Annotated in this window: 13 protein-coding genes; 6 read left to right on the top strand and 7 right to left on the bottom strand. The window is 67.6% G+C overall.

Translation table 11 applies throughout. The features are described from left to right. Window positions 1-18 precede the first annotated feature (18 nt). The 5 genes from AC6HZP_RS20960 to AC6HZP_RS20980 form a co-directional block, all read right to left on the bottom strand. Complete coding sequence (locus AC6HZP_RS20960; RefSeq protein ID WP_201400868.1) at window positions 19-399, bottom strand: hypothetical protein; 381 nt, start codon at window positions 397-399, stop codon at window positions 19-21. Between the two features lie 391 nt (window positions 400-790). Continuing rightward, window positions 791-943, bottom strand: a complete 153-nt coding sequence (locus AC6HZP_RS20965; protein ID WP_201400869.1) for a DUF1127 domain-containing protein — start codon at window positions 941-943, stop codon at window positions 791-793. A gap of 415 nt (window positions 944-1,358) precedes the next feature. Then, complete coding sequence (locus AC6HZP_RS20970; protein WP_201400870.1) at window positions 1,359-2,798, bottom strand: homospermidine synthase; 1,440 nt, start codon at window positions 2,796-2,798, stop codon at window positions 1,359-1,361. Window positions 2,799-2,923: 125 nt separating this feature from the next. Next, complete coding sequence (locus AC6HZP_RS20975; RefSeq protein ID WP_497524397.1) at window positions 2,924-3,496, bottom strand: GNAT family N-acetyltransferase; 573 nt, start codon at window positions 3,494-3,496, stop codon at window positions 2,924-2,926. A 12-nt stretch (window positions 3,497-3,508) separates the two neighbouring features. Beyond that, entirely contained in the window at window positions 3,509-4,639 is a 1,131-nt protein-coding gene (locus tag AC6HZP_RS20980) for a type III PLP-dependent enzyme (RefSeq protein WP_497524398.1), read from the bottom strand. 742 nt (window positions 4,640-5,381) lie between these two features. Here AC6HZP_RS20980 and AC6HZP_RS20985 point away from each other — a divergent pair. The 5 genes from AC6HZP_RS20985 (at window position 5,382) to AC6HZP_RS21005 (ending at window position 11,142) form a co-directional block, all read left to right on the top strand. After that, a complete protein-coding gene (locus AC6HZP_RS20985) occupies window positions 5,382-6,971 on the top strand; it encodes a gamma-glutamyltransferase family protein (RefSeq protein ID WP_497524399.1) in 1,590 nt (529 codons plus the stop codon). Window positions 6,972-7,082: 111 nt separating this feature from the next. Next, complete coding sequence (locus AC6HZP_RS20990) at window positions 7,083-8,267, top strand: amidase (RefSeq protein ID WP_497524400.1); 1,185 nt, start codon at window positions 7,083-7,085, stop codon at window positions 8,265-8,267. Between the two features lie 111 nt (window positions 8,268-8,378). After that, entirely contained in the window at window positions 8,379-9,287 is a 909-nt protein-coding gene (locus tag AC6HZP_RS20995; RefSeq protein ID WP_497524401.1) for a LysR family transcriptional regulator, read from the top strand. 125 nt (window positions 9,288-9,412) lie between these two features. Next, window positions 9,413-10,057 (top strand): DUF1007 family protein, encoded by a 645-nt coding sequence (locus AC6HZP_RS21000; RefSeq protein ID WP_201400876.1) that lies wholly within the window; start codon window positions 9,413-9,415, stop codon window positions 10,055-10,057. Further along, complete coding sequence (locus AC6HZP_RS21005) at window positions 10,057-11,142, top strand: nickel/cobalt transporter (RefSeq protein ID WP_497524402.1); 1,086 nt, start codon at window positions 10,057-10,059, stop codon at window positions 11,140-11,142. The genes AC6HZP_RS21000 and AC6HZP_RS21005 overlap by 1 nt, the downstream gene beginning before the upstream one ends. Window positions 11,143-11,468: 326 nt before the next feature. On the opposite strand, the gene AC6HZP_RS21010 is transcribed toward AC6HZP_RS21005, so the two are convergent. Beyond that, window positions 11,469-12,254, bottom strand: coding sequence for a gamma-glutamyl-gamma-aminobutyrate hydrolase family protein (locus tag AC6HZP_RS21010; protein WP_497524403.1), 786 nt, complete (start codon window positions 12,252-12,254; stop codon window positions 11,469-11,471). Between the two features lie 249 nt (window positions 12,255-12,503). Between AC6HZP_RS21010 and AC6HZP_RS21015 the strand changes: the two genes are divergently transcribed. Next, complete coding sequence (locus AC6HZP_RS21015; RefSeq protein WP_497524404.1) at window positions 12,504-13,640, top strand: TRAP transporter substrate-binding protein; 1,137 nt, start codon at window positions 12,504-12,506, stop codon at window positions 13,638-13,640. A 272-nt stretch (window positions 13,641-13,912) separates the two neighbouring features. On the opposite strand, the gene AC6HZP_RS21020 is transcribed toward AC6HZP_RS21015, so the two are convergent. After that, window positions 13,913-15,415, bottom strand: a complete 1,503-nt coding sequence (locus tag AC6HZP_RS21020) for a bifunctional metallophosphatase/5'-nucleotidase (protein ID WP_497524405.1) — start codon at window positions 15,413-15,415, stop codon at window positions 13,913-13,915. Window positions 15,416-15,455 lie beyond the last annotated feature (40 nt).

The raw sequence follows: 15,455 nt of genomic DNA on the forward strand, positions 1-15,455 counted from the left end.
GAGAGGTGAAAGAGAGCCTCAAGCCCGGCTTGGCGTGCGGCCGAAGATGGCGACGGCGAACAGCACCATGCCGAGCAGCGTGATGATCGAGCCGGCGATGACGATCGGTTCTCCCGACGGCGCGCCGCGCAGCGTCAGCACCAGGCCGGGGATCATGATCCAGAGGCCGATGGTCGAGACCCAGAACTGGATCGTCGCCAGCCGGCTCGCCGCCTTGGCGGGATTGGCGTTGTAATAGAAGCCCATCAGGGCGAGCGACACCCAGCCGATCAGGTTGAGATGGGCATGCGCGGGAGCGAGCGAGAAGTCCTGCTGCGCGCCCATGATGATGCCGCCGATCATGCCGACGATGACATAGATCACGGCCGTTCCGATGAACCACTGACTGATTTTCGGCATGTCGTCCCTCCAGACGGACAGGGGCCGACTCAGCCCCGCGAGCGCCCCTCGGCTCCGCGGTACGACGTTACGTAAGGTGAGTCAAAATCATTCTAAACTGCGGCTGTGACAGGCGTCACAAGCGGGCGCGATCGGAGCGCCGGGCCGGAAAACCGGCCCTGAAATGAGCGACGCCGGCGCGCGACCGGGAGCTGTACGAGAGCTCGACACGGTCGCGTCTGCCGGCGTCTTACGCGGTTCGCGCGGAAAAGAAAAACGCCCGTCGGGGAGGAGGTCGACGGGCGTTTAGAGGGTGGCGCGTTGTCGGGGAGGAGGTCGACGCGGCGCCAATCGCAGAGAACGGAGGGAGGAGGGGATGTCCTCTGCGAATTCCTTGAAGTCTTTAGAAGTCTTAGTAACCGACGGCCTGCTTGGCGACCCGCTCGATTTCGCCGCGGTGGATGCCGAGGTCAGCAAGCTCGCGGTTGTTCAGGCGGGAGAGCTCGTTGTAGGTCTCGCGGAACTTGCGCCAGGTCTTGTAGGAAGCGAGGATATTGAGAGCCATTTTCGGATGTCCTTTGAATTCGGTCTGATCTCTGTCGAACTAGCGCCGGATTTCTCTGTCGCCGTTCTTGTTGACGTTGATATAGGCGGTTGCCAGCGAATTGAGCACTGCGAAAAAGCTCATGCCAGCGATGCGCCTAACGCAGAGCAGCATTAATTCTGGCGTCATATTGCAGCGCAGCATTAAGGGATACGGCCGGATTGCGGCGGATCGGCGGGGATCAGGTCGCGATTGCGGCCGCCACCGGGCCGAGACATGACGCTGATGCATGTCGAGGCGGCGAAGCGCCCTGCCCAATCCTTCGACAGCATCCGGCGCGGCGCCCTGCCCCGCGCCGCCCTCCCCCGCGAATGCATAAAAAAAGACCGGGCCAGGGGCCCGGTCTCGATGATCTTCCGACAGGAAGCAGCCGACGTCAGCCGAGCTGGTGCACCAGCACGTTGCGGAACTGCCAGGGATCGCTCTCGTCGATGTCTTCCGGGAAGAATCCGGGACGGTCGGTGAGCGGCGTCCAGTCGGTGTAGATGCCCTCGACGGTGCCGAGATACGGCTTCTGCACCCGGAGGCACAGGTGGTAGTCCATCTCGTCCGCCTCGACGATGCCGCGATCCGGATGCGCCAGCGCCCAGGCCATGCCGGCGACGACGGCCGAGGTGACCTGCATGCCGGTGGCGTTCTGGTAGGGCGCGTTCTCGCGCGCCTCGTCGATGGTGAGGCGCGAGCCGTACCAGTAGGCGTTCTTGGCATGGCCGTAGAGCAGCACGCCGAGCTCGTCGCGGCCGGCGATGATCTCGTCCTCGGAGAGGATGTGGATCTTCGACTGCCGCTTGCCGGCGCGGCCGAACATCTCGTGCAGCGACAGCATCGCGTCGTTCGACGGATGGTAGGCGTAGTGGCAGGTCGGCCGGTAGATCACCTCGCCGCCCTCGCGCAGCGTGAAGTGATCGGCGATCGAGATCGCCTCGTTATGCGTCACGAGATAGCCGAGCTGCGGGCCGGGCGTCGGGCACCAGGAACGCACGCGCGTATCGGCGCCGGGGCCGAGCAGGAAGATCGCAGCGCCGCTGCCGGTGTCATGCGTGCGGGCATGCGCCGGGATCCAGTTCTCGTGCGTGCCCCAGCCGAGCTCGGCCGGCTGCAGCGCCTCGGAGATGAAGCCCTCGACCGACCAGGTGTTGACGAAGGTATCGAGCTGCTTGGCGACGCGGGCGCGCTGGGTGTCGCGCTCGGCGATATGGATGCCCTTGACGCCGGTCGCGTGCATCAGCGCCGCCCATTCGCGCCTTGTCGTCGGCTCGTCATGCTCGATGCCGAGGTCGCGGGCGATGTCGAGCAGCGCCTGCTTGACGAACCACGAGACCATGCCGGGATTGGCGCCGGAGCAGGAGACGGCGGTCGGGCCGCCGGGATGGGCGCGCTTCTCGGCCAGCAGTTCCTCGCGCAGCGCATAGTTGGAGCGCGACGCCGGATCGGCCTTGTGGTCGTAATAGAAGCCGGGCCATGGCTCGATCACGGTGTCGATGTAGAGGCTGCCGAGCTCGCGGGCCAGCTTCATGATGTCGAGCGACGACGTATCGACCGAGAGGTTGACGCAGAAGCCCTGGCCGGACTCGCTCGTCAGAAGCGGCGTCAGGACTTCCCGGTAATTCTCACGCGTGAGTGCGACCTTGACGTGTTTGACGCCGAAAGTGGCCATCAGGCCGGCGTTTTCGTCGGTCGGCTCGATGATCGTGATCTGGGGTTGGTCCAGGGCGAAATGGCGCTTCAGCAGCGGGAGAAATCCGCGTCCGATCGAACCGAAGCCTATGATGACCACGGGGCCGGAGATGCGACCGTAGACAGGCCAATTCGTCATTGCGAGACACTCCTCAAGGTCGAAATCAACAAGTGGGGTACCGTACCCTTCCTTCATGACAAACAAAAAGCCGTGGATGGAGGGGCATATGCCCTTCCATCCACGACCGGTTTGGTGCGGGGAACCTAGCGGCTTGCGTCGACGAGGTCGAGCCCGGAAGGGCTTGCAACCATCGGAAAGTCCGGCCCGGCGAGCGGCGGGGCCGACCAGTCGCCTGTCGCGACCAGCATTCCGGCGGCGCCGTCGAGCGCGCCTTCCCGGAGTTCCAGGGCCAGGAACCGCTTGCGGTCGACCGGCCCGGGCATCATCAGGCGCTGCGTCGCCGCGGTCGAAAAACCGAAGCGCGCATAGTATTCGGCGTCGCCAACCAGGATGACGGCGGCATGGCCGAACATCGCGGCGCGGTTCAGCGCCGCCCGCATCAGCTTGCCGCCGAGGCCCTCGCTCTGGCGCTCCGGCGCGACCGCGAGCGGGCCGAGCAGCAGCGCGTCGCGGCCGCCGGCCTGGACGTTCCAGAGCCGGACGGTGCCGACGATCTCGTCGCCGTCGCGGGCGACGAGCGCGAGCCCGGAGGCCGGCAGGCGGTTCTCGCGCAGCCGCTCCGAGGACTTCAGATGGCGATCCGGGCCCATGGTCCGGTCAAGCAGCAGCTCTCGGGCGCCGGCTTCGCCCGGCGCCTCCACGTCGATATGGATCATCGGTGAAGTCCTTCAGATCACGAAGGCTTCGAGCGGCTTGAAGCCGTTGAAGGCGACGGCCGAATAGGTCGTCGTGTAGGCGCCGGTGCCTTCGATCAGCACTTCGTCGCCGATCGAGAGCGATACCGGCAGGTGATACGGCGTCTTCTCGTAGAGAACGTCGGCGGAATCGCAGGTCGGGCCGGCGAGCACGCAGGGCGTCTTCTCGTCGTGGTCGTGCGCGGTGCGGATCGGGTAGCGGATCGATTCGTCCATCGTCTCGGCGAGGCCGCCGAACTTGCCGATGTCGAGATAGACCCAGCGGATGTCGTCCGTGTCGTTCTTCTTCGAGATCAGCACGACTTCCGTCTTGATGATGCCGGCATTGCCGACCATGCCGCGGCCCGGCTCGATGATCGTCTCCGGGATGCGGTTGCCGAAATGGCGCTTCAGCGCGGCGTCGATCGACGAGGCATAGTTCTCCACGCCCGGGATCTCCTTGAGATACCGAGTCGGGAAGCCGCCGCCGAGATTGACCATCTGAAGCTGGATGCCCCGCTCGGCGAGCGTGTGGAAAATGCCGGCGGCCGACGCCAGCGCGCTGTCCCAGGCCTCGGTGTTCGCCTGCTGCGAACCGACATGGAACGACACGCCATAGGCGCGCAGACCCTGACGATGCGCATGCTCGAGCACGCCGACGGCCATTTCGGGCTCGCAGCCGAACTTGCGCGACAGCGGCCATTCCGCGCCGGCGCCGTCGCAGAGGATGCGGCAGAACACGCGGGTGCCGGGAGCGGCGCGGGCGACCTTCTCGACTTCCGCCTCGCAGTCGACCGCATAGAGGTCGATGCCGCGGGCGAAGGCGGCGGCGACGTCGCGCTCCTTCTTGATCGTGTTGCCGAAGGAGATGCGGTCGGGGGTCGCGCCGGCGGCCAGCGCCATGTCGATCTCGGCGACCGAGGCGCAGTCGAAGTTCGAGCCGAGCGAGGCGAGCAGCGACAGCACTTCCGGCGCCGGGTTGGCCTTCACCGCGTAGAAGACGCGGGTGTCGGGCAGCGCATGCGCGAAGGCGAGATAATTTTCCCGCACGACATCGAGATCGACCACGAGGCAGGGGCCGTCGGGACGTCGGGTGTTGAGGAAGTCGATGATGCGTGCGGTCATTTGGAGGGTCTCCCCGTCGGCCGGCCAGGGCCAAAAAGCGTTGCGAAAGCGATGACGAAACCGGAGCGCAGCCCTCGCGCCAATCGCTATGGACGCGATCGGAACGGTGACGACGAGCCGTTTTTGCCGGGGTGAGCCGGCAGTTTTCGCGGGTAGCAGTCGCTTGGACGAACGGGAGCGTTCATCGTGAGCGCTGCCTTCGCTTGGAACGGGAGACCCGATCCGCACGCCCGGCAAGGATGTAGTGCCTCTTCAGTGACCACGGCCTTTGGAGAGCCGGCAGAGACCAAAAAAGCCCGCTACGTCGTTGCTTCAAGTCGCGTCCTCCGCGGAGACGGAGTTCACCGGTTTCGCTTTCCGGCTGCCGACCTTTCTCGGGATTGCTCCCGAACTCCTGGGACCCTCTTGCGGAGGATCTTGGGCGTCGCTTCGGCCTCTTGTCCGAAGCCCCACCGGTCGGCACGCAACCACAGGCACGTGCGATAATTGGGCGAGGAGGTACGTATGCTTAACCCGCTTCACATTCAAGCGGATTTTACGCCTCGGGCACAAATTTCATGCATGGGCCGCCTGCATATACGGCATGGTTCCGAAACCCGGCAATTCTGCCACATTTTTGCAGGTTTGGCTGCCCCTGCCGCCGCCGCCGAGACGGTCCGCAACGCCGCTTTCCGCCTCTGATTCGCGCTTCCGGCCACCTGCCGTTTCGCCTATGCAGGAATGGCAAACAGGAGAGACACGCGTGAGCGAAACCATCGTCGGCGAAAAGGGTATGGTTGTGGCCCCGCACCGGGCCGCCGCGGAGGCCGGCGCCGAGATTCTCCGGGCCGGCGGCAACGCCATCGAGGCGGCGATCGCCGCCGCCGCCGCCATCGCCGTCGTCTATCCGCACATGAACGGCATCGGCGGCGACGGCTTCTGGCTGATTCGCGAGCCGGGCAAGGAGCCACGCTATCTGGAGGCCTGCGGCGCGGCCGGATCCGGCGCCACCATCAAGGCCTATCGCGGCAAGGGTTACGACACGATCCCGACGCGCGGCCCCGACTCGGCGCTGACGGTCGCCGGCGCGATCTCGGGCTGGCATACGGCCTACGAACTGTCGCAGAGCCTCGGCGGCCGGCTCGACCGCCCCACCCTGCTCGCCAACGCCATCGCCCACGCGCGAGACGGCATCACCGTCACCCGCTCGCAGGCGCGGCTGACCGCCACGCACCACGCCGTGCTTTCCGAACAGCCGGGCTTCGGCGACGTCTTCCTCGTCGACGGCAAGGCGCCGGAGACAGGCGCCCAACTCCGCCAGGAACGCCTCGCCGACACGCTCGACCATCTCGCCCGCGCTGGCTTCCTCGATTTTTATCGCGGCGATGTTGCCGGCGAGATCGCGAGCGACCTGCAGCGCGTCGGCAGCGCGGTGACGCGCGAGGATCTGGAGCGGCACGAGGCGCGCCTGCGCGCGCCGCTCTCGGTCCGGCTGCAGCAGGGCACCGTCTACAATTCGCCGCCGCCGACCCAGGGCCTCGCCTCGCTCCTGATCCTCGGCATCTTCGAGCGCCTCGGCGTCAAGCGCGGCGAAAGCTTCGAGCATGTGCACGGGCTGATCGAGGCGACCAAGCGCGCCTTCCTCAAGCGCGACCAGCACGTCACCGACCCGATCTTCGCCGGCGACCTCTCGATGCATCTTTCGCCGCGCATGCTCGAGCGCGAGGCGGCCCAGATCGACATGAACCGCGCCGCGCCCTGGCCGCAACCGGCGAAGAAGGGCGACACGGTCTGGATCGGCGCCATCGACGCTTCCGGCCTCACCGTCTCCTATATCCAGTCGATCTTCTGGGAGTTCGGCTCCGGCGTCGTGCTGCCGGCGACCGGCATCACCTGGCAGAACCGCGGCGCCAGCTTCTCGCTCGATCCGCGCGCGCTGAACCCGCTAGAGCCCGGCCGCAAGCCGTTCCACACGCTGAACCCCGCCATCGCCCGCTTCGACGACGGCCGGATCATGAGCTACGGCACGATGGGCGGCGACGGCCAGCCGCAGACCCAGGGCGCGGTCTTCACCCGCCACGCCCTCTTCGGCATGGAGCTCGGCGAGGCGATCGCCGCGCCGCGCTGGCTGCTCGGCCGCACCTGGGGCTCCGACCACACCAATTTGCGCGTCGAGAACCGGCTCGATCCCGACATCATCCTGGCGCTGGAGCGGGCCGGCCACGAGGTCGAGGTGCTGGACGAGGCCTATTCCGACACAATGGGCCATGCCGGCGCGCTCGTCCGCCGCAAGGACGGCTGCATCTTCGGCACCAGCGATCCGCGCTCCGACGGCGCGGCGGTCGCCGCCTGAGCCGGCGCCGCCGGATTTTGGCAAAGGCGGCGGAATAGCGTTATGAATCGGGAGAACGCGGTGCCCGCCGGCGCCGAGCCGATGTCCCTCCACAGGAAATCGATAGAGCCCATGCTTCTCGCCCAAGATCCGGTCAACGCGTTTCTCGACTATCCCGCCATCGAAGTGCCGTCGGCGGCGACCGGCCCGCTCGCCGGGCTCACCATGGCGGTCAAGGATCTCTATGACGTCGCCGGCTATCCGACCGGCGTCGGCCATCCGCTGAAGCGGGCCGAGAGCGACATCAAGACGGTGAGCGCGCCGGCCGTGCAGGTGCTGCTCGATGCCGGCGCCCGCTTCGTCGGCAAGGTGCACACGGACGAGTTCGCCTATTCGATGAACGGCGAGAATTTCCACTACGGCACGCCGATCAATGTGCGCGCGCCGGGCCGCATCCCGGGCGGCTCCTCGTCCGGCTCGGCCGCCGCCGTCAGCGCCGGCCTGGTCGATTTCGCGCTCGGCACCGACACGGGCGGCTCGGTCCGCGCGCCCGCCTCCTATAACGGCCTGATCGGCCTGCGCCCGACGCATGGCCGGATCGACATCTCGCGCGTCGCGCCCCTCGCCGAAAGCTTCGACACGGTCGGCTGGTTCGCGCGCGACATCGACACCTTCACCCGCGTCGGCGACGTGCTGCTCGGCGAGGACGTGGCAGGGCCGCCGCTGACGCGCTTCCTCGTCGGCGACGACATCCACGCGCTGCTGCTCGGCGAGCTGGAAGAGGCCGCCGTCCGCTCGGCGACGCCCCGCATCGCCGCCCACCTGACGCCGGCCGGCGCCGTCATCGTCTCGCCGGACGGCCTCGCCGCCTGGCGGATGATCTTCCGCACCATGCAGGCCTATGAGGCCTGGCAGGCGAACGGCGAATGGATCACCAGCCGCAACCCCGTCTTCGGTCCCGGCGTGCGCGAGCGCTTCGAATGGGCGAGCCACGTCTCTCGGGAGGACTATGAGGCGGCGGCGCAGCGCCGCGCCCAGGTGCGCGAGCGCCTGGACGGCCTGCTCGGCGACGATACCGTGCTCGCCATCCCGACCACGCCGGGCATCGCGCCGGAGCGCGGCCGCGACGGCGACGAGCTCGAATCCTACCGCAACCGCGCCCTCGCCATGACCTGCACGGCGAGCTTGACCGGCCTGCCGCAGATCAGCCTGCCGCTGGCCGAGCACGAGGGCTGCCCGCTCGGCGTCTCGCTGATCGCGCCCAGGGGCCGCGACAAGGCCCTGATCGAGCTTGCAGCCAGGATCCTGGCCGGCTAAGGCGCTTCATCATTTCGCGAAAACGATGAAATGCTCTAGGTCTTTGTTCTATCGCGTTTTCTTCACGCGAACCGACTTTCCACTTCGCTCGAAAACGCTCTAGGCGGCAGTATGGACACGCTCACCCGAATGAAGACCTTCGTCGAGGTCGTCGAGGCCGGCGGCTTCTCCGCCGCGGCGCGCAAGATGGGCCGCTCGAAGGCCCTGATCTCGAAATATGTGCGCGAGCTCGAGGACGAGCTCGGCGCCCGCCTGCTCAACCGGACGACGCGGACGCTGTCGCTGACCGAAGTCGGCCAGGGCTACGCACGCGACGCCACCGAGATCCTGCAGCGGATCGAGGATCTGCAATCCTCGGTCGGCGACGCGCACGCCGCGCCGCGCGGCCGCCTCAAGGTCTCGGCGCCGCGCACCTTCGGCGACGGCGAACTCGGCCGCGCCATCATGGAGTTCGTCGTGAGCGAGCCGGAAATCTCGCTGGAGCTGCATCTGGAAGACCGCTTCGTCGATCTGGTCGACGAGGGCTTCGACGTGGCGATCCGCATCTCGACGCTCACCGATTCGAGCCTGATCGCCCGCCGCCTGTCCTCGTTCCGCATCGCCATCGTCGTCAGCCCGGAACTCCTGGAGCAATATGGCCGGCCGGAAACCCCGGAGGATCTCTCCGGCAAGCCCTGCGTCATCGATTCCAACGTCGCCTACCGCACCAACTGGCCGTTCATGATCGACGGCGAGCGGATCTCGGTGCCGGTGAAGGGCCGCGTCGAGGTCGACAGCCCGAACGCGGCGCGCCAGGCGGCGCTCGCCGGCCTCGGCTTCGCCATCGTGCCGCATCTGGTGGTGAAGGACGACCTCGAGGCGGGCCGGCTGATCGCCGTGCTGGAGCCCTACGAGCCCGCCAGCGCCGCCATCCACGCCGTCTATCCGCATCGGCGCCATCTCTCCGGCAAGGTCCGCAGCTTCATCGACTTCCTGGTGAAGTGGTTCGACAAGAAGACGTCCGAGGGAAACCCCTGCTAGCCGCGCAGCGCTGGGCGGTGCGACCTTGCGCCGCCTTCCGGCACCCCCGATCGGCGCGAGCCGACACGATCTGGCCGTACTTGTCTGGCCCCCTCTGGCTCCGTCCGCCGCAAAGACCCATCATCATGATCCGAGCTCTGGTCGCCTTCGTCTTCTGCGCGCTCGTCGCGACCGCCGCCGAGGCGCATCCGCACGTCTTCGTCGACGCCAAGGAAGAAATCGTGTTCGACGCGACCGGCAAGATGACGGCGATCCGCCACATCTGGCAGTTCGACCCGGCCTTCACCGCCTTCGCCGTGCAGGGCCTCGACAAGAACGGCGACGGCAAGCTCTCCGACGACGAGCTGCAGCCGCTCGCCAAGGTGAACGTCGAGTCGCTGAAAGATTTCCACTATTTCACCCGGCTCAAGGTGAATGGCGTGCGCGCGCCGGTCGAGGCGCCGGACGAATACTGGCTCGACTTCCACGACGCCCGGCTGACGCTGTTCTACACCTTGCCGCTGAAGACGCCGACGGCGGTCGGACCGAACACGACGCTGGAAGTCTTCGATCCCGAGTATTTCGTGGCCTTCAACTTCATCCCGCAGCACGCGATCACGCTCACGGGCGCGCCGGCGGGCTGCAAGGGCCACTACACGCCCCCCAAGGAACTGGACGAGAAGACGATGTCCCTGCTCGCGGCCGTCCCCGCCGATCAGCCCAACCTCCCGGATGACCTCGCCGATATCGCGGCGACGCTTGCCAGCGTCATCTCGATCCGGTGCCATTGATGCGTCGCCTTGCCTGCCTGTGGGCGGGAGCGCTCGTCGCGCTTGCGCCCGCCGTCGCGCTCGCCGCGCCGAGCCCGTTCGGCATCGCGACGCCCGACGGCTCCGGCTCGACTGCCTGGGCCGGCCCGTTCGCGCCGATCTTCGTCTGGATCGCCCGCCAGCAATCCGTGTTCTACCGCGACCTGACCTCGGCGCTCATGCAGCTGACGCAGAGCGGCCACGCCGCGACGGTGCTGATCGGGCTCTCCTTTCTCTACGGCATCTTCCACGCCGTCGGCCCCGGCCATGGCAAGGCGGTCATCTCATCCTATCTGCTCGCGACCGGCGACCGGCTGAAGCGCGGCGTCGTCATCTCCTTCGCCTCCGCCCTTGCCCAGGCCGTCACCGCCATCCTCGTGGTGTCGATCGGCACGCTGGTGCTGAACGTCACGGCGGTCACCATGACGCGGGCGACCGACGCGCTGGAGATCGCCAGCTACGCGCTGATCACGCTCTGCGGCGCCTGGCTGCTCTGGACCAAGCTGACCGGTCGCGGCCACAGCCATGGCGGACATGACCATGCCGGACACGACCATGCGGGCCATGACCATGCGAGCCATGATCACGCCGGGCACAGCCACGCGGCGCACAGCCACGGCCACCACGACCATTCGCATGGTGACCATGCTCATCATGATCACGATCACCACAATCACGAGCATGGCCTGACCTGCGACTGCGGCCATTCGCATGCGCCGGATCCGGCGACGCTCGACAAGCCGCTGACCCTCGCCCGCGCCTGGACGGCGATCCTCGCCGTCGGCGTGCGGCCCTGCTCGGGCGCCGTCATCGTCCTGGTCTTCGCCGTATCGCAAAAACTCTACTGGGCCGGCATCCTGTCGGTGCTGGTGATGGCGCTCGGCACCGGCATCACGGTCTCGGCGCTGGCGATCTTCGCCGTCAAGGCGAAGGACATCGCGCTGCGCTTTTCCGGCGGCGAGAGCCGCGCCCAGGTGCGGATCGTCAACGGCCTGCAGATCGTCGCGGCCAGCGGCATCCTGATCTTCGGCCTGCTGATGCTCGGCGGCGCCATGGCGATGGCGTAGCGGCTCCTTCACCTCTCCCTGAGGGAGAGGTCGGAGCGAAGCTCCGGGTGAGGGTCTACGGCGTCGAAGTATTGCCTCGCAGCCAGCCCCACGCTCGCCGTCATCCCGGCCTCCGAGCCGGGATCCATTTCCGCCGGCTTGCCAACCGTCTAGGTCCAGCGCGGCGGAGGCATGGATCCCTGCTTTCGCAGGGATGACGGCGGAGGGTTCTGCGGCGGGGGCCAGCGTAACGACCCGTCTCGAAGGCGGCACAACGGGCAAGCCGTGCCCCCCTCCTCAGCTCAGCGCGAGGAAGAAGGCGCCAAGCCGCCGGAAGCGACCCGCCCCTACTCCGCCGCGACGCGCTGCGTCTGAGCCGCGGCGCGGGCGCGCATCGCCTCGCCGAAGGCGCGGAACAGGCGCGCCGACGGCGCGTCGGTCGTCACCCAGTATTCGGGATGCCACTGCACGCCGACCGCGAAGCCCGGCGCATCGCGGACGCTGACCGCCTCGATCGTGCCGTCGGCCGCGACCGCCTCGATGTCGAGGCCCTCCGCCAGCTGGCCGATCGCCTGCCGGTGCAGCGAATTGACCGCGATCGTGTCGCGATCGAGGATCCGCGCGAAGCAGCCGCCGGGGACGATCTCGACCGGATGGCGGATGGCGAAGCGCTCCTCCTGGATCTCCGAGGCCGGCGACCGGTGGTCGTCCCGGCCGGGCAGGTCCTGGATCTCCGAGGCCAGCGTGCCGCCGAGCGCGACGTTCAGCTCCTGCTGGCCACGGCAGATGGCGAGCAGCGGCACGCCGTTGCGGATGGCGGCGCGGATCAGCGGCAGCGTGGTCGAGTCGCGCGCGGGATCATAGGGTTCGGTGCGCGCGTCGACCGCCGCGCCATAGAGCGCGGGGTGGACGTTGGAGCGGCTGCCGGTCACCAGCACGCCGTCGACGCGGGCGAGCAGCGCCTCGATATCGAGCGCCTCGCCGAGCGACGGCACGATGACCGGAATGCCGCCGGCGCCGGTCAGCACGGCCTTCACATAGGTCTCGGAAGCCGCGTGCCAGCGATAGCCGTCGGCGTCGCGCACGTCGGCCGTCACGGCGACGAGGGGCGAAAAACTCTTCGGGTCGGTCATGGTCCAGATCGCATTCTGTCGGGCGACAGGAACGTCGCCACCTTCGCGGGCAGGATACCGCCGCCGCTCCGCCGATGTCACGGCCTTTCACGGACGGGATGGATCCTCCCGGGCGTATCGTTGCCCGCTTGCAACCAAGCCCGACGCTGCGTCATCTTGACCATGGAAGAGCGGAAAATCGCGTTGACACTGTCACCGTGCATGCGATTGGTCAGGCCCCGGCAATCGCGGACAGGAAGGTGTCTAACCATGCGCTCGGATCTCCTGAACCGGCGACGCTTCCTGCGCTCGGCCGGGCTGCGCTCCGGGACGGCCCTGGCGGGCGCCGCGCTCGGCGCGCCGGTCCTGGCGACGCCCGCGCTGGCGCAGGTGCTGCCGACGGTGCAATGGCGACTGCAATCGGATTTCCCGCGCGCGATCGGCGCCACCTATCGCGGCGCCACCGGCATCGCCCGGACCGTCGCCAGCCTGACCGACGGCCGCTTCCAGATCGAGATCCGCACCGCCGACGACGTCGACGGCGACCCGGCGCGGACGTTCGACGCCGTCGAGGCCGGCGCCATCGAGGCCTGCCACACCCTCTCCGCCTACAATATCCGGCGCGACCCGGCCTTCGCCTTCGGCACGGCGCTGCCCTTCGGGCTCAATGCACGCATGCAGAATGCCTGGATCGCCGAGGGCGGCGGCCAGTCGCTGCTCGACGATTTCTACGCCAGCTACAATCTGGTCTCCTTCGCCGCCGGCAATACCGGGGCGCAGATGGGCGGCTGGTTCCGCAAGGAGATCAAGAGCCTGCCGGAAATCGCCGGCATGAAGATGCGGATCGCCGGGCTCGGCGCGCTGGTGATGAACCGGCTCGGCGTCGAGACGCAGACCCTGTCGCCCGACGAGGCCCGCAAGGCGCTCGAGAGCGGCGCAATCGACGCGGCCGAATTCGCGGGACCGGCGGCCGATGAGGCTTTCGGCTTCCACGAGGTCGCGCCCTATTACTACTATCCGGGCTGGTGGGAAGGCGGGCCGTCGCTGCATCTGTTCGCCAACAAGCCCGCCTTCGAGGCGCTGCCGCCGAGCTACCAGGCGGCGCTCCGGGCCGCCGCCGCGCAGGCCAACGTGACGATCCCGGCCCGCTTCGACATCCAGAACAACGCCGCCGTCCGCCGCCTCGTCGCCGACGGCGTGCGGCTGCGGCCGTTCCCGCAGGATCTGCTCGACGCCGCCTACAGGGCGTCGTTCGAGCTCTATGCCGAATTGTCGGCCAAGAGCCCGAGCTTCAAGACGATTTACGGACCCTGGAAGAGTTTTCGCGACGAGATGTACCAATGGTACCGCGTCGCCGAGCACGCCTTCGACTCGTTCGGCTTCGCCCAGCAGTCGCGGGGGCTGTGAGCTCTCGTCCTTACCTGTCCCGGAGGAGACTGGCCCATAATGTTTGGGCGCCCGGACACTCTGCCGAACTGCATTCCCAAAACTCGACCATCATCCTGAGGTGCCCGGCGAAGCCGGGCCTCGAAGGAGGGTCCAGGGAACGCCCCGGATGAAGACTGCGCGGCGGAATTCGTCTGCAAACAGCAATGCCCTACTGGATCCTCCTTCGAGGCTTCGCTCCGCGAAGCACCTCAGGATGATGGTGGAGGCTCGATCCCCTCGCCCACACTCCGCTAGTTGAACAGGATCCGGCCCTCGACCTTGGGCGCGATCGTCTTCGCCGTCGTGACGTAGTCGATCACGTCGCTCGCCATCAGCTTCGCGTCGACCGGGCTGATCAGGCGCGCCGCGTCCTTGAAGGCGAGATAGCCGTCGCCGCCGCCGGCGAGATAGTCGTTGGTGGCCACCGTATATTTGCGCTCGGGATCGAGCGGCGCGCCGTTCACCAGCACGCTGCGGACGCGCATGCCCGGCAGCTTGGCGAGATCGACCTCGACGACGAGGCCCGAGACCTGCGGGAAGCGGCCGGCGGCCGCCTCGGTCAGGCTGAAGCCGCTCTCCAGCGCCTGTCGCAGCTTCTCGCCGGTGACGACCAGCTTCACCGTCTTGTTGCCGAAGGGGAGCTCGGCGAAGACGTCGGCGCGGGTCAGCGTGGCGCCGGCGGCATACTCGCGGTCGGCGCGGATGCCGCCGCCATTGGTGATCGCCACCTCGGCGTCGACGGCGTGGCGCATCGCGTCGGCGATCAGATTGCCGATCGCCGCCTCCTCGCCGCGCACCGTGGCGCGGCGGCTGTCGAGCGCCGTCTCACTCGTGCCGATCGCGACCTTCAGCTCGGCGTCGAGCTTGTCCTGGTAGGATTTCACCACGGCGGCGATCTCCGGATCCGGCGTCACGGTCGCGCTGTCGACGATCTCGAAATGCGGCCGCCAGTGGACGGTCGTCTTGCCGTCCTTCTCCTGCTTGTCGACGGTGACGCGGGTAATCACGATGTTTTCGGCCTGCGCGCCCGATTCCGTCAGCACCGTCTTGCCGTCATAGAAGGCGAGCAGATGCTCGTCATGGCCGGAGAAGACGAGGTCGGCGGCCCGGTTGCGCACCAGCGCCATGTCGACCGAAAGCGGCGTGTGCACCACCGCGACGACGAGATCGGCGCCGGCGGCGCGCAGCGCCTCGCCCTTCGCCTTGCCGGTCTCGATCGACGAGTTGAAGATCGTGTCGCCAGGCGAGGCGACGGTGCGCGTGTCCTCGGTGGTCAGGCCGTAAATGCCGATCTTGACGCCCTCGATCTCGACGATCCTCTCGTCGACCGTGTTCTTCGGCTGGCTGCCGTCCGGCTCGCGGATGTTCGACGTCACGACCGGGAAGGTCGCCTCGCCGATCCGGGCATGGAAGACGTCGGGGCCGAAATCGAACTCGTGATTGCCTGGCGTCAGGATGTCGAGCTTCATCCGGTTCAGGATGTCGATGATGTGGGCACCCTTGTCGATGCCGGAGAGCAGCGACGGCGAGATGGTGTCGCCGGAATGGACGAAGAGCGTCGGCCCCTTGGCCCGCTCGGCCGCGACGACGGCGGCGAGGCGGGCGAAGCCGCCGCGACCGTCCAGATCCTCCATGCGGTCGATGTCGTTGGTCTGGACGAAGGAAATGGTCACCGGCTCGGCGAGCAGCGGCCCGGTGGCCAGCGTCGCGAGAAGGAAGAGACCCAGTCCCAGGCTGCGCGTGCGTCCGATCATGCGAGCGATCTCCCTATGGATGTCCCGGCCAGTATGCCCG

The sequence above is a fragment of the Kaistia sp. SLG-1 genome, from assembly GCF_059699055.1.

What these genes read in the sequence shown, in the direction of transcription:
- AC6HZP_RS20990 (WP_497524400.1), top strand. Translation starts at nt 7,083, where the DNA reads ATGCTTCTCGCCCAAGATCCGGTCAACGCGTTTCTCGACTATCCCGCC.
- AC6HZP_RS20975 (WP_497524397.1), bottom strand. Translation starts at nt 3,496, where the DNA reads ATGATCCATATCGACGTGGAGGCGCCGGGCGAAGCCGGCGCCCGAGAG.
- AC6HZP_RS21005 (WP_497524402.1), top strand. Translation starts at nt 10,057, where the DNA reads ATGCGTCGCCTTGCCTGCCTGTGGGCGGGAGCGCTCGTCGCGCTTGCG.
- AC6HZP_RS21010 (WP_497524403.1), bottom strand. Translation starts at nt 12,254, where the DNA reads ATGACCGACCCGAAGAGTTTTTCGCCCCTCGTCGCCGTGACGGCCGAC.
- AC6HZP_RS21015 (WP_497524404.1), top strand. Translation starts at nt 12,504, where the DNA reads ATGCGCTCGGATCTCCTGAACCGGCGACGCTTCCTGCGCTCGGCCGGG.
- AC6HZP_RS20980 (WP_497524398.1), bottom strand. Translation starts at nt 4,639, where the DNA reads ATGACCGCACGCATCATCGACTTCCTCAACACCCGACGTCCCGACGGC.
- AC6HZP_RS20965 (WP_201400869.1), bottom strand. Translation starts at nt 943, where the DNA reads ATGGCTCTCAATATCCTCGCTTCCTACAAGACCTGGCGCAAGTTCCGC.
- AC6HZP_RS20995 (WP_497524401.1), top strand. Translation starts at nt 8,379, where the DNA reads ATGGACACGCTCACCCGAATGAAGACCTTCGTCGAGGTCGTCGAGGCC.
- AC6HZP_RS21000 (WP_201400876.1), top strand. Translation starts at nt 9,413, where the DNA reads ATGATCCGAGCTCTGGTCGCCTTCGTCTTCTGCGCGCTCGTCGCGACC.
- AC6HZP_RS20960 (WP_201400868.1), bottom strand. Translation starts at nt 399, where the DNA reads ATGCCGAAAATCAGTCAGTGGTTCATCGGAACGGCCGTGATCTATGTC.
- AC6HZP_RS21020 (WP_497524405.1), bottom strand. Translation starts at nt 15,415, where the DNA reads ATGATCGGACGCACGCGCAGCCTGGGACTGGGTCTCTTCCTTCTCGCG.
- AC6HZP_RS20970 (WP_201400870.1), bottom strand. Translation starts at nt 2,798, where the DNA reads ATGACGAATTGGCCTGTCTACGGTCGCATCTCCGGCCCCGTGGTCATC.